The sequence below is a fragment of the Vibrio zhanjiangensis genome (genome assembly GCF_030161235.1).
GTDB lineage: Bacteria > Pseudomonadota > Gammaproteobacteria > Enterobacterales > Vibrionaceae > Vibrio > Vibrio zhanjiangensis.
This window is the reverse complement of sequence record NZ_BSPW01000092.1, coordinates 20,170-34,089: the sequence shown is the minus strand read 5'-3', so window position 1 is coordinate 34,089 and position 13,920 is coordinate 20,170. Positions and strand designations below refer to the sequence as shown.

Annotated in this window: 9 protein-coding genes and 3 pseudogenes; 3 read left to right on the top strand and 9 right to left on the bottom strand. The window is 44.2% G+C overall.

Annotated features, from left to right (window positions below):
• Window positions 1-46 precede the first annotated feature (46 nt).
• The 3 pseudogenes from QQK21_RS20030 to QQK21_RS22375 form a co-directional block, all read left to right on the top strand.
• Window positions 47-1,105: pseudogene (locus tag QQK21_RS20030) on the top strand (3-phenylpropionate MFS transporter); the annotation flags it as partial.
• Between the two features lie 104 nt (window positions 1,106-1,209).
• Window positions 1,210-2,866 (top strand): annotated as a pseudogene (locus QQK21_RS22380) (sodium:solute symporter family protein); the annotation flags it as partial.
• Window positions 2,867-2,925: 59 nt separating this feature from the next.
• Window positions 2,926-4,662 (top strand): annotated as a pseudogene (locus QQK21_RS22375) (hybrid sensor histidine kinase/response regulator); the annotation flags it as partial.
• A gap of 22 nt (window positions 4,663-4,684) precedes the next feature.
• Here QQK21_RS22375 and QQK21_RS20020 read toward each other — a convergent pair.
• The 9 genes from QQK21_RS20020 to arcC form a co-directional block, all read right to left on the bottom strand.
• Window positions 4,685-5,167 (bottom strand): hypothetical protein, encoded by a 483-nt coding sequence (locus QQK21_RS20020; RefSeq protein WP_284193939.1) that lies wholly within the window; start codon window positions 5,165-5,167, stop codon window positions 4,685-4,687.
• Window positions 5,168-5,264: 97 nt separating this feature from the next.
• A complete protein-coding gene (locus QQK21_RS20015) occupies window positions 5,265-6,992 on the bottom strand; it encodes a sodium:solute symporter family protein (protein WP_284193938.1) in 1,728 nt (575 codons plus the stop codon).
• A 12-nt stretch (window positions 6,993-7,004) separates the two neighbouring features.
• Window positions 7,005-7,268 (bottom strand): DUF4212 domain-containing protein, encoded by a 264-nt coding sequence (locus QQK21_RS20010; RefSeq protein ID WP_284193937.1) that lies wholly within the window; start codon window positions 7,266-7,268, stop codon window positions 7,005-7,007.
• 210 nt (window positions 7,269-7,478) lie between these two features.
• Window positions 7,479-8,105, bottom strand: a complete 627-nt coding sequence (locus QQK21_RS20005; protein WP_284193936.1) for a MarC family protein — start codon at window positions 8,103-8,105, stop codon at window positions 7,479-7,481.
• 102 nt (window positions 8,106-8,207) lie between these two features.
• Window positions 8,208-8,843: a response regulator gene (locus tag QQK21_RS20000; protein WP_284193935.1), complete on the bottom strand. Its 636-nt coding sequence runs from the start codon at window positions 8,841-8,843 to the stop codon at window positions 8,208-8,210.
• Window positions 8,844-9,014: 171 nt separating this feature from the next.
• Complete coding sequence (locus QQK21_RS19995; RefSeq protein ID WP_284193934.1) at window positions 9,015-10,802, bottom strand: protein-disulfide reductase DsbD; 1,788 nt, start codon at window positions 10,800-10,802, stop codon at window positions 9,015-9,017.
• Between the two features lie 103 nt (window positions 10,803-10,905).
• Window positions 10,906-11,394: an arginine repressor gene (locus tag QQK21_RS19990; RefSeq protein ID WP_284193933.1), complete on the bottom strand. Its 489-nt coding sequence runs from the start codon at window positions 11,392-11,394 to the stop codon at window positions 10,906-10,908.
• Window positions 11,395-11,746: 352 nt separating this feature from the next.
• Window positions 11,747-12,757 carry an ornithine carbamoyltransferase gene (gene argF / locus QQK21_RS19985; RefSeq protein ID WP_284193932.1) on the bottom strand — a complete coding sequence of 337 codons (1,011 nt, stop codon included), beginning with the start codon at window positions 12,755-12,757 and terminating at the stop codon, window positions 11,747-11,749.
• Between the two features lie 52 nt (window positions 12,758-12,809).
• Window positions 12,810-13,721, bottom strand: coding sequence for a carbamate kinase (gene arcC / locus QQK21_RS19980; RefSeq protein ID WP_284193931.1), 912 nt, complete (start codon window positions 13,719-13,721; stop codon window positions 12,810-12,812).
• Window positions 13,722-13,920: the final 199 nt, after the last annotated feature.

Genomic DNA, 13,920 nt, shown 5'->3' with positions numbered 1-13,920 from the left:
TATGAAAATATTGATGAAATAGGATTAGGTGGAACTTATCGGTGAATTGGGCGCAATACCCCTAGTTGGTATTGGCTTTGCTACGCGTTGTGTTGCCAATATGGTTATAACGCCAAGAATTCATAAGGTTGAATATCTTATGCCAGCACTTCGCTGGTTAAGTTTGGCTGCCTTTGTTGTCGTTATCTTGCATTTCTTTGCAACGGGCAGTGTTTGGTTGATGGCATTGGCTACGGTATTGTTTAATTTATGCTTTGGCCCGATAGTTCCCCTTTCTGACGCAATGGCGAACTACTATTCTCGGATAAAAATGATTGATTATGGCCGGACTCGTCTCTGGGGCTCAATTTCTTTCATTGTTGGCTCAACAGTCGTGGGCTATTTAGCCGCAGAATTTGGTAGTGATATGATTCTCTATACTGCCGCCGTGGGGATGTTGTGCGCCGTTTTCTTTGCTTTGCGTACCATTAACCCTATGCCTGAAACCTCACAAACTGGTTCTGTTCATCGTCCCAAGCTTGGAGAGATGCTAAGAGATAGCTCTGTCATTAAATTTTTGGTTTTAGTGGCACTTATTCAGGGTAGCCACGCCGCCTACTATGGCTTTAGCGCCATCTATTGGAAAGAGGTAGGACATGCTGAGGATATCATTGGCTATCTGTGGAGTTTGGGCGTTGTCGCGGAGGTGGCCGTTTTTGCGCTTAGCAAACGATTGTTTACGGGGTGGTCTTTGAGAACGCTTTTTGTTGTTGCTTCTGTTGGTGTGGTGATTAGGTGGGCTCTTACTGCATCAACAACGGCGCTATTTGGGCTGGTTTTTATCCAGCTTCTCCACGGTGTCACTTTTGGTATAGCTCACATTGCTGCAATTCAGTACATTCAACACTCTGAAGTGAACAAAATGGTGGCACTACAGGCTCTTTACAATGCGATACCGCTTGGTGCAGTTATCGCTTTGCTGACCGCATTGAGTGGCTGGGGCTATGAGTCATGGGGAGCCAATGTTTTTTGGGCAATGGCTGTTATGGGGATAGCCGCTCTATTTATACGTGTCGAGCCTAGCCGCGCTCAGTGTTCGGCAATCAATGTGGAAACGCAAAATTGAACACTATTAATTGAGTTAAGTCGTCATAAAGCGTTAAATAAAGCCTCTCCTTTTGGGAGAGGTTTTTTATTTTGATGAACACTCGCGTACGATAAGGAAAGTCAATGCAAGGATGGCAGGTGATCACAGTATCACTGATGTACCTAGGACTCTTATTTCTCATTGCTTGGTATGGGGACCGAAAGTCAAATTGGCTAGCGAGTTGGCGTCCTGTTATTTATAGTTTATCTATCACTGTCTATTGCACCTCGTGGATTTTTTACGGTACGGTTGGGCAAGCCAGTGTGAATCCTTGGTCTTTTGTGCCGCTTTATTTCGCCCCCATCATTGTGTTTACGCTTTTTTGGCGAGTATTGGCACGTCTGCTACTCACGGCCAAACGAGAAAATATTACCTCGATTGCGGATTTTATTGCTGCGCGTTACGGCAAATCACAAGGACTAGCTGTGGCAGTGACGCTGATTGCGGTTGTTGGCCTGCTGCCATATATCGCTTTACAGCTACGTGCTATTACCATGGGGCTTGAGCTGGTTTCCCCCGAATTGTTTGAAGTCGTCACTGAGCAGGGCATTGATGTGTCTTGGTTTGTGATGGCTGCCTTAGCAGTATTTACCGTGTTATTTGGTACCCGCTGCATAGATAGTACAGAGCACCACCGAGGCATGATGAAAGCCATTGCCTTTGAGTCTTTGATAAAGTTGATAGCTTTTGTCATCGTGGGCTGTTTTATCGTATCTGTTTTTTTTATACGTCCTGATATTGAGCTGTGGTCTATTGCAAAGGCAACCTATCAACCACCCCAATTTGCCACCTTGTTTATTCACACTCTTCTTACCATGATGGCGATATTATGTTTGCCACGCCAATTTCATACCATGGTGGTCGAAAATGAACGGGCTAAGGATCTAAGGATGGCTCGTTGGGTCTTTCCTATCTACTTATTGATTATGGCAGCGTTTGTTCTGCCGATCGCATGGCTTGGACAAACAATCCTCACGGGCATCAGCCCCGATAGTTATATGATTAGCCTGCCTATGGCGCTTGGGGCTGATTATATTGCTTTGGTTGCCTTTTTAGGCGGTACTTCAGCGGCATGTGGGATGGTTATTGTCTCAACTATTGCTTTGGCTATCATGATGTCCAACGACTTGGTCATACCGCTGTTACTACGTCGGACAAAGTTGGCGCAGCGTAAACATCGCCATTTCTCAACGTTACTTTTGATGACTCGCCGTAGTCTTATCGTGGTGCTTCTCATCAGTGCTTGGGGTTTTTATCATGTTTTGGGCAATGTACATTCTTTATCAACGGTAGGTTTTCTTTCATTCGCTGCTGTTGCTCAATTTGCTCCGGCTATTATCGGTGGGATGTATTGGAGAAAGGGCAACCGAAACGGTGTCTATACTGGGCTTACCCTTGGTTTTTCGGTGTGGTTGATTACGCTTTTGAATCAGACTTTAGGGGGAATACCCAACCTGTTAAATCATGAGGTTTTCTCTTGGCTTCTGACGCCGCCAAAACTATTTTCATCGTTGAATGTTGAAAGTGCAGATTGGGGGATGATACTCAGTCTGGTGTTCAATGCGGCTGGCTATTTTATCGTTTCGCTATGTACAAGAACCAGCTTAAGCGAACGGTTGCAATCTCGAAGTTTTATTGGTCTACCAGCCACTGAGAGTAATAATCTTAGCCTATACCAGAGTAAAGTTACGGTCGCTGAGCTTGAAATGCTGGCAGCTCGCTTTGTAGGTAGTCAGCGCATTCGAGCTGCCTTTGAGCAATTTTGTGAGGACCACAATCAAACGATTGTTTCTAGTCATCAGGCTCAGCCTAGCTTGATACGCCATACTGAGAGAGTGTTGGCTGGCGTTTTTGGAGCTTCTTCTGCTAAGTTAGTCCTCACTTCTGCTTTGCAAGGTCGTAATATGCAGTTAGAAGAGGTCGCAACTATAGTTGATGAAGCCTCTGAGCTTTATGACTTTAGCCGTGGCTTACTTCAAGGTGCGATTGAGCATATAGGGCAAGGTATTGCAGTCGTTGATAAGCAGCTAAGGTTAGTTGCGTGGAACAAGCGTTATATTGAGCTCTTTAGTTTTCCACAAGGATTTATCCAAGTTGGCAGACCAATGGCGGATATTATTCGTCACAATGCAGAGCAAGGATTATGTGGTCCTGGCGATCCAAACGAACATGTGCGACGTCGTCTATATCATCTTCATCGAGGGACTAAACATACATCTTCCAGAATCCGTCCTGATGGCAGAGTGATCGAGGTCGAGGGAAACCCAATGCCAAGCGGTGGGTTTGTGATGAGCTTTTCGGATATTACCGCTTTTCGTGATGCTGAGAGAGCATTAAAAGAGACCAATGAAAGCTTAGAAGAGCGTGTGCATCAAAGAACTCGTGAGCTTGAACAATTGAATAAATGTCTAGTGACGGCAACACAACGTTCTGAACTTGAGTCCAAGTCAAAATCTCGTTTCCTTGCTGCCGTCAGTCATGATTTGATGCAACCACTTAATGCCGCACGTTTATTTGCTTCTTCACTGTCTGAAACGGCTCAAGAGAAAGAAACTCAGCGGTTATCGCGACATATAGAAACGGCCCTAGAAGCGGCAGAAGATTTGATCGGCGACCTGCTTGATATATCAAGGTTAGAGTCAGGAAAGCTTGATGTTAACGTACACCATTTTGCGATCGATGAGGTGTTATCCAATCTGAATGCTGAATTTAGTGCACTGGCTGAGAAACAAGGCATAAAGTTTGAAATGGTACACAGTAAGTTGGTGGTGTTATCTGACCCCAAACTCTTGCGTAGAGTGGTGCAAAATTTCTTAACCAATGCTTTTCGATACAACCCAGAAGGTAAGGTTGTGTTAGGTGTTAGACGCGTAGGAACAAAAGTTAGAATAGAAGTTTGGGATAATGGTGTAGGGATTGAACCTGATAAACAACAAGAAATATTTGAGGAGTTCAATCGAGGCGATCAAGCTCGCTTTGATAAAGGTCTTGGCCTTGGACTGGCTATATCAAAAGGGATTGCACAGGTTTTGGGACATGAAATCTCGATGCGATCTTGGCCAAAGAAGGGAAGCGTATTTTCGATTACTCTTCATCGTGGCAAGCATACGGCTAGGCAAAGGCCAAATCGTCAACCTGAGATAGAGTTAAACCTCTATCAACTTAAAGTGCTTTGTGTTGATAATGAGGCTGACATTTTGGTTGGTATGGAAAACCTGTTGCAGCGCTGGGGGTGTGATGTGCGCACGGCCACTGATATTTTTTCAGCATTAAAAAGTCTGGAGCCAGATTGGAAACCCGATGTGATCTTGTCAGATTATCGTCTTGATAATGGTCGAACAGGGTTGGAAGTGCTTCAACAATCTAAGTTGAGGTTAGGAAATCGATTTGATGGCGTTATAATCAGCGCAGATAGAACAGAGGAGATGATGGATGGTATTCACTCCAATGGTTTCCATTTTATTCCTAAACCTGTGAAACCGCTTAAACTTAGGGCTTTGCTGAATCGCGTATCAGAAAAGGAAGCGGCTACCTAGTATAGTGTTTGTCTGTCAGTACTTACTCAGTGAATAAGGTTTCGTACTTAATAAAGGCAGTTTGAGTTTCACCGTAGTACAAGGTGCCATCCGCTTGCACAACGACCCTTAGCCAATTATCGGGTGACGTGGGTTTGGGCACTTTTATACGCCATTTTTGTCCTATCTTATCAACGGGCTTCATTTCAATTGGCGGTGCATTTTGTTCTTGGTGTTTGACGAAAGATAATTTTACATCGTCTACAGCATACTTGGTGTGCAGCGAAAGTTCGAGATAATCATCGGTGAGTTTTTCGGAGCGAAATTTGATTTTGAAATCGCCATTTTCCATATCACATAACCCACTGGTGTAGCGACAGTTAGATTGGCTAACCATCATATAACTTTGACCTTTTAATGCCGCGTGTGGCTTTTCACTTACGGCGATATCCGTCGCGAAGTAAGCAATAATTGAAAGAATTGGCGCAATAAGAAGGGCAACAATAAAGTGCTTATTTCTTAACATCTTGATTTCCTGTTGGCGCAGTTAAGCCTAAGGTAGCGGAATATATAAACAGAAAAAAGCCCCTTTAACTATTTGGTTTAAAGGGGCGAGTGTGAAGTTAGTGATCGACGGCGTTACCAGCACCTGTTGGTACACGTACATGCTCGACTAAGTCTTTCACTTCTTGAGGTGTATCTGCCGTTACTTTCGAAACGGCAAAAGCCACGACGAAGTTAAATACCGCGCCAATAGCCCCAAAGGCGTTGGGTTCTATACCCAAGAACCAGTTACTTCCCCAGCTTTGTAAGTACTTCCAGTCTGCAATAAACAGGATGCCTTTGTGCTGGAATACATAGAACAGAGTAATGCTAATGCCGGCAACCATACCTGCAATAGCCCCTTCTTTATTAATGTTTTTGCTGAAAATCCCCATCATCAAGGCTGGGAATATGGAAGAGGCTGCTAGTCCAAAGGCTAGAGCAACGGTTCCAGCAGCAAAACCCGGTGGATTGAGGCCTAAGTAGCCTGCAACTGCGATCGCAATGGCCATTGATATCCGGCTTGCCAACAGCTCTTTTTTCTCGGATATGTTGGGGTTAATGACACCTTTAATTAAATCGTGAGAGATGGCCGATGAAATGGCCAGTAGTAAGCCCGCTGCCGTGGAAAGTGCAGCGGCAAGACCACCAGCCGCAACAAGCGCGATGACCCAATTCGGCAGTTTGGCGATTTCCGGATTGGCCAAAACCATAATATCGCGGTCAACTTTGAGCTCGTTGGTTTCTGCATTAGAGGTATATTGAATATTGCCATCACCATTTTTGTCTTCAAATCCAAGCAGACCTGTTTTCTCCCAATTTTTAAACCAATCTGGACGTTCATCATAGGCTAGATTTTGTCCAGGGGCGGGATTAACCGTGTCCATAAGGTTTAACCTAGCCATGGCTGAAACGGCGGGCGCTGTAGTGTAGAGAATGGCGATGAAGACTAATGCCCAGCCTGCTGAGGAGCGAGCATCTCTTACCTTAGGAACAGTAAAGAAACGGATAATAACGTGTGGAAGCCCTGCTGTACCTATCATAAGAGACATGGTATAGACGAACATATTTAACGTATCGCCTCTGACTTGTGTGGTGTATTGGCTAAAGCCTAGTTCGGTCACCACCTGATCAAGACGATCGAGTAAATAGACATCACTACCGGACATGGTGCTGCCTAAACCAATCTGGGGTATAGGATTTCCCGTCAATTGGAGAGAAATAAAAATGGCTGGTATTGTATAAGCCAGAATTAACACACAGTATTGAGCTATTTGTGTGTAAGTGATTCCTTTCATTCCGCCCATAACGGCGTAAATAAATACAATACACATACCGACAAATAATCCTGTTGAGTAATCGACCTCAAGGAAGCGACCAAAGGCTACGCCAACTCCTTTCATTTGCCCAATAACATAAGTGACTGAAGCGATGATTAAACACACAACGGCCACTATGCGTGCTGTATTTGAGTAGAAACGCTCTCCAACAAATTCAGGTACGGTGAATTTACCAAATTTGCGCAGGTAAGGGGCTAATAAAAGTGCAAGTAAGACATAGCCTCCTGTCCATCCCATAAGAAAGACAGAACCACCATAACCCATGAAGGCAATCAGCCCTGCCATTGAAATAAACGAGGCCGCGGACATCCAGTCAGCGGCGGTTGCCATACCATTTGCTATTGGGTTGACACCGCCACCTGCCACATAGAATTCTTTTGTTGAGCCGGCTCGTGCCCAAATTGCTATGCCGATATAGAGAATAAAAGTTGCACCAACGATAAGATAGGTAGTAGTTTTCAGATCCATCTTCGCGACTCCTTATTCGTCGACATTGAATTCACGATCAATCTGTCTCATTTTCCACGCATAGAAGAAAATAATGCACAGGAATGAATAGATAGAACCTTGTTGGGCAAACCAGAATCCCAGTTTATATCCACCGATTTGAAATTGATTAAGTTGGTCGACAAACAAAATTCCGCAACCAAATGAAACAAAAAACCAAATGATCATTAAGCTAATCATTAGTTTTACGTTCTTATTCCAATAGGCTTTGGCTCTTTCCTGACTTTCAAATGCCATTGCCGCCTCCTTACGATTGATTGTAAATAAAATGTTTCATTAAATACCTTACCAAGCGAAGTGTAGAAGTGCTTTTGAACTTTAGTATTGATGGAGAAAGCAAAAAGCGCCTATATACGAGGCGCTTATGTATTTTTGTGAACTGGTCAGAAGATTTGATTGTCAGTCGATAAGACTAAAGTCTAATCATTAGCTAAAAATATTTGGAGGTTAGCCCTGATAAAAGTCTTTAATACCTAATAATAAGTTGTTTAGTGCAACTGCCGCAAGGATTAAGCCCATGACTCGGCTGATAATCGCAGCTCCAACATTCCCTATCCACTTTTGTATATGAGTGGCACCTAGCAATAAGATCAAGGTGATGAGCAGTACACCAATCATGACTGCTGCGGTGACCAACTGATCTCCTGCCGAATATCTATGATTATCCGTGAGTAAAACAATAGCCATCATAGCGCCGGGTGAGGCAATAGAAGGTATGGCTAACGGGTAAACGGCCAAATCGGCCAAATCAGAATGACTGACTTCTTCGGATATTTTGGTTTCTTGCTCTGGCTTAGACTCACCGAAAATCATGCTGAGTGCAAACAACAGTAGCACAAGACCACCAGCAGCTTGGAAGGCGGGTAAGGGTATTTGCATTGCATCAAGCAAAAGCTGTCCAGCGAGAAGGAAAAACAGTAATACGCCCGCCGAAATCGCGACCGCTTTTAATGCGACTAAGCGACGTTGTTTGGCGGTGAGATGCTGGGTTTGCGACAAATATACAGGAACAGAACCGATAGGGTCGATCACAGCCCATAGAACAACAAATTGAGTGAATAATACGCTAAGCAATATTTTGACTCCCAGAGTTAGTGAAACAGAGGGATAAATGTATCGATCATGTGATCAATGTGGCTATCTTAGCAGATAAATAAGTCCAATAGTTAAAAAACACTAAGAATATTCATATTCCAGTTGTTGGAGCAAAATAACAGCTTGAGTTCGGTTTTTAACATTCAACTTGCGAAAAATGGCCGTCATATGCGCTTTTATTGTTGCTTCTGAGACGTTCAGTTCATAAGCAATTTGTTTGTTTAGCAGTCCATCAGATAGCATAGCTAAGACTTTGTATTGTTGAGGGGTTAAAGCGGATATTTTATCCGTTAGATCGCTGCCAAATTCATGGTAGATTAATCCTTCAGGAAAAAAGGGCTCACCGCTTAGTACTTGATTTAAGGCTTTTACAAGCTCACGCATATCACTGGATTTGGGGATAAAGCCAAATGCACCATGGCTTTTGACTTGTGTAACAACGCTGGGCTCCTCACTGGCAGAAATGACCACGATTGGTAAATCAGGGTATTCTGCTCGCAGTTGTATTAGACCTGATAAACCGTTGGTTCCTGGCATTTTCAGATCCAGCAGTAATAAATCAGGGTCTGGTTCCTTACACAGAACGTTAAGTAAACCATCCAATGAGTCAGCTTCGATTAAGTTCGCCCCACTTATCGCCATGTGCACTGACTGGAACAATGCATTGCGAAATAACGGATGATCATCAGCAATAATAATGGTGTAATTTGAATCCATAGCTTTGAATCGTATCAGTTAAAGAGAGGCCTAAAAGAATTATTGTCGGCTTTGAGAAGGTGAACAATCTCCACACATGAAAACTCTGAACTACATCGGGTTTTCAGTGCGATCACCAATAATGTTGGTTTAGACCGCCAGCATACTTGATGGCGGTCATGGGGTTAGAGGCTATAAGTTGTGAGCATTAATATGCTGTAAAAAAGGCTCTGCTTGCATAAAGCCTGTGATTCTAGCGCTAGGAATATGTTGCCCGTTTGCATCCCAAAACTCTATTGTTGGAAGACCTAATACATTCATTTCTTTGAGCAATTCAATGTCTTGTGGCTGACTTTTGGTTACGTCTGCTTGGAGTAAAACAAAGTTTTTCAAGCGGTTCTCGACGTCAGGCTGATGGAAAGTGTATTTTTCAAACTCTTTACAGGCTACACACCAATCTGCGTAGAAGTCGAGCATAACAGGCTTGCCAGCTAATTTGGCTTGGGTAAGTTGTTGGTTAAGCTCCTTAACCGTTGTGATCCGTGTGAACTGAATGCTTGGCTGAGATTGTTCGATATGATTACCAAACCAATGGTTTAACACAGGTTGTACAGATGCAAAAAGACCGAGTATGGCAATGATGCCAATGGCGCTTTGTTTCCACGTGCCAAGTGGCAGTGAATTTTTCACATGATAGAGCCAGCTAAATGCAGCAAGGCCTAGCATTGACCAAAGGGCGGTTGCCCAAATTTCCGGCAGTATGCGCTCAAGTAAGAAAATCGGTGCGGCGAGAAGAATAAAGCCGAACAGAGTCTTGACTTTGTCCATCCAGCTCCCAGCTTTTGGTAGCAGTTTGTTACCAAACACTGCTACCAGCATGAGAGGAATTCCCATTCCTAATGCCAGCGCATACAGTGCGACGCCACCTGTGACTAAATCACCGCTCTGAGCGACATAGAGTAGAGCACCAGAAAGTGGCGCTGTAGTACAAGGTGAACAAACAAGACCTGATATGGCTCCCATAGCAAAGACGCCCAGTGAACTACCACCTTGTTGCTGATTGCTGATATTACTGAGCCAAGTTTGGACTTTGCTGGGCAGTTGAATGGTATAAACACCAAACATGGAAAGGGCTAAAGCAACAAACATGATGCTTAAACCAATCAGAACATAGGGGTGCTGCATAGCGGCTTGAAACTGTAAACCAGCAGATGCGACCACTAAGCCGAGCAGGGTGTAGGTGAGAGCCATGCCTTGAACATAGATAAACGCAAGTCCCAATGCGCGGCTATGAGAGAGCTTGCCGCTGCCAAGAACAATGCTCGTCAGGATAGGGTACATAGGCAGCACACATGGCGTCAATGCCAGCCCCATGCCTAAAATCAAGAACAGAAGAGGTGTCCACCAGTTGTCGCTGAGGCTGGTGGCTAAATTGGACTCCTGTGAAACTTGCGATGATTCAGTGGTTGTGTTTTTAACTTGCGTTGCGCTGACCTGAGACTCGCTACTCGATGTGTTACCTTGAGATTCAAAGGGGCTGATGTTGACGACTCGCGTTTCAGGAGGATAGCAAAACCCCGCTTCTGCGCAGCCTTGATATCGAATCGTCAGCTTGGCTCCATCTTGATAATTTAGTAGAGGCACCTCGACAAATAAGGGCTCTGGGTAAATATGAACCTCACCAAAAAATTCATCTTGGTGTGGAATACCATTCTCCATTACCAGCTTATCGAGACTCACGTTTTCCCCCTCAATCGACAACATATGCTGGTAGAGGTAATAACCTTTTTTGACTTGCCAATCGACAAAGACTCGGTTGCCTTGCTGAAAAGCATTGAATGGGAAAGCTTCATCGACAGGGACAAAAGTATTACTTTGGTTGCCAAAACTGGCCGTGGTTTTGGATGGTTCAAAAAGCGCTAAGCTGGGCGCTGAAAAGGCAGTCAAAGAAAGTAAAACCAGTGATAAAATGGCTCGCATACAAGGGGCACTTAAGTCAAATTTTGTTCATTTTAACTCAATCAGACAGAGAAAAGTGATATTAAGTTTCAAGCAATGTGAAATATTCGTGTTGTTTAACCAGTTAGGCTATGCCCAATCTGACTCGAACGACTCTTTCTGTTTCATCTATGTGCTGTGTATCTTTTGGGATCACCAGAACGGTATCATTCCCTCCGACCGTACCAAGAATGTCAATGTGGGGATCAATGTCTACTAGCCGAGCGACAAGTTGTGCACTGCCTGGGCGGGTTTTAACGACGACCATCGACTGGTTATGAGTAATAAATTCGATTTGCGAAGATATCGAGGACTCCACGCGTACAGGCGCGGTTTCTACAGTGATGCAATAGACTTTTTTCCCGCAGGTATTTTGTACTTTGATGACGCCAAGCTGTGACAACAAGCGAGAAACCGTAGATTGACTAATTCCAGTAAAACCGACATCAACCAGTGCTTCTCGAAGTTGGTGTTGGGTTGAGAAGCTTTGCTGTTGCAGCAGTTTTTTACAGGCTGTAACTAGGTTCATTTCTTCAGCCGCTTTCACTGAAGCGGGGCTTAGAGCTTCACTCATGAGAATTCCTCAAAAAGCATAACGTAACAGGTTTTTCCGATAACTTGTGGTGCTTCAATGTGTTGAAGTGTTCCCAGTCCGTTGAAGTATCTCAAAGTGCACACTGCCACTTCTACGGCGACAATAATATTAGTTCATATTACCACCAAATAAAGTGTGTCTTTTTGAAAAGGATCACCAAACATAAAACTGATTTTTGATGATAAATGTCTCTATGGTTTAAATGGAATCTGTTGAAGTGAGTGACAGTATGATTTTTCAAAGAGAGGTTAACGCTGTAATTCTAAATGGCAAACCTCTCTTCTCCTATTTAGGAATCGCTGGCTTTCACGTCTTAGCAAAATGTGTCTTGCTAATTGCCTAAGGTGGCGACCATTATGGCTTTAATCGTGTGCATGCGATTCTCAGCTTCGTCAAAAACAATCGAGTACTTGGATTCAAGTACCTCATTGGTAACTTCACAGCCATTTTTCAGCTGTGGATACTCGTTTGCCAGTTGCTTGCCGACTTTGGTGTCCTCGCCGTGAAAGGCAGGTAAACAATGCATAAACTTAACATCTGGATTTTGAGTGGCTTTGAGCATGTCGATATTGACCTGATAAGGTAGCATTAATTCGATACGTTCTGCCCAAGACTCTTTCGCCTCTCCCATTGATACCCAAACGTCGGTGTATAAGAAGTCACAGCCTAAAACACCGTCTTTAACATCTTCAGTTAATGTGATGTTAGCGCCTGTCGCTTGCGCGATGTCGCGGCATTTTACGACTAGGCTATCTTGTGGCCAGAATTGTTTGGGTGCGATAAGGCGGATATCCATCCCCATTTTTGCCGCGCCTACCATGAGAGAGTTGCCCATGTTATTGCGCGCATCCCCTAAATAGGCGAATCGAATCTGATGTAATTGTTTACCACGACCATGTTCGATCATGGTGAGAAAATCAGCAAGAATTTGCGTGGGGTGGAACTCATCGGTCAGTCCGTTCCAAACGGGTACGCCAGCATATTGGCCCAATTGTTCAACAATATCTTGCCCAAAGCCCCTATATTGAATTCCATCGTACATACGTCCTAGCACTCTGGCGGTGTCTTTCATCGACTCTTTGTGACCGATCTGTGAGCCAGTTGGACCTAAGTACGAGACTTGGGCTCCCTGATCAAAAGCCGCAACTTCAAAAGCACAGCGAGTTCGGGTGGAGTTTTTCTCGAAAATTAAGGCGATATTTTTTCCTGTTAGCCTAGGTTGCTCATAGCCGTTATATTTGGCTTTTTTGAGCTCTATTGAGAGATCGAGGAGATGCTGAATTTCCTTCGGTGTGAAATCGAGCAGCTTTAGAAAATTGCGGTTGCGGAGATTGAAAGCCATAGGGTATTCCTTGTTGTTCGATGTGAGCGTTTCGAATAGTGATACAGCGTAATTAAGCTTGGGTAATCAAGGTACCAGCTTGGCCTTGAAGTATTCGCAAGCCATCTTCTAATGCACCGATTCCGACGATGTTTCCTCCCTGCTGAAGAAATTCGCATGATGCTTGAATTTTGGGTCCCATTGAACCTTCATCAAACTGGTGTTGGCTCAGTTCACCAGGATTTGTCGTCCGCAGTGCGTGTTGGGTGCTTTGACCCCAATTGAGATAGACAGCGTCCGTATCGGTTAAGATAAGCAGAGCATCAGCGTGCAATTGTTTTGCGAGCAAAGCCGCGGACATATCTTTATCGATAACCGCTTCCACACCAGTCAACTTGCCATTCTCATACTTAACTGGAATGCCACCACCGCCAGCGCATATCACTAGGTGGCCTGAATTGAGAAGAGTGGTTATGGCTTGATCTTCTATAATTCCGACGGGTTTTGGGCTTGGGACAACACGGCGAAAATGCTTGCCGTCAGGTTTGATGGTCCAATGATATTTTTCGGCCAATTCTCTGGCTTGATCTTGATTGTAAATGGGGCCGATTGGTTTGCTCGGATTAAGAAAGGCTGGATCGTTTGGGTCAACCAACATCTGGGTTAACATGCAGGTGGTATGCACGTCAGGCATTTGGTTCTTAAACTCTTGCATTAACATATAGCCAATCATGCCTTGAGTTTCACTGCCCAAGACATCAAGAGGGTAGGGGGCAACCGGTTTGTATTCTAAGCCTTGCAAAGCGAGCAACCCGACTTGCGGACCATTTCCATGCACGAGTACGACTTTGTAATGCTGAGCGACCTTGCAGATTGACTCAACGGCAATCTGTACATTGTGACGTTGAACACCAGCCTCTAAAGGCTCACCGCGACGAAGGAGTGCGTTACCACCGAGTGCAATGATGACAGTTTGTTTGTTCATGACTCTTCTCTCCAAGTTTATGTATCGAAAAGGCCCAGTAGTTGAAATGCCAGCGTCGCCAAATTTTAAAATAGATTACCCATAGAATGAGATGACGGCATATTTTTCTAAAAATCATAATACCCTTGTTATTGTGCACTTCTTAGAAGGTAATCACAGATTGTATTTTATACACTTTTGTTACTATTTTAAGTTACTT

Coding starts and splice junctions, on each gene's coding strand:
- QQK21_RS20020 (WP_284193939.1), bottom strand. CDS start 5,167: ATGTTAAGAAATAAGCACTTTATTGTTGCCCTTCTTATTGCGCCAATT.
- QQK21_RS20015 (WP_284193938.1), bottom strand. CDS start 6,992: ATGGATCTGAAAACTACTACCTATCTTATCGTTGGTGCAACTTTTATT.
- arcC (WP_284193931.1), bottom strand. CDS start 13,721: ATGAACAAACAAACTGTCATCATTGCACTCGGTGGTAACGCACTCCTT.
- QQK21_RS20000 (WP_284193935.1), bottom strand. CDS start 8,843: ATGGATTCAAATTACACCATTATTATTGCTGATGATCATCCGTTATTT.
- QQK21_RS19990 (WP_284193933.1), bottom strand. CDS start 11,394: ATGAGTGAAGCTCTAAGCCCCGCTTCAGTGAAAGCGGCTGAAGAAATG.
- argF (WP_284193932.1), bottom strand. CDS start 12,757: ATGGCTTTCAATCTCCGCAACCGCAATTTTCTAAAGCTGCTCGATTTC.
- QQK21_RS20010 (WP_284193937.1), bottom strand. CDS start 7,268: ATGGCATTTGAAAGTCAGGAAAGAGCCAAAGCCTATTGGAATAAGAAC.
- QQK21_RS19995 (WP_284193934.1), bottom strand. CDS start 10,802: ATGCGAGCCATTTTATCACTGGTTTTACTTTCTTTGACTGCCTTTTCA.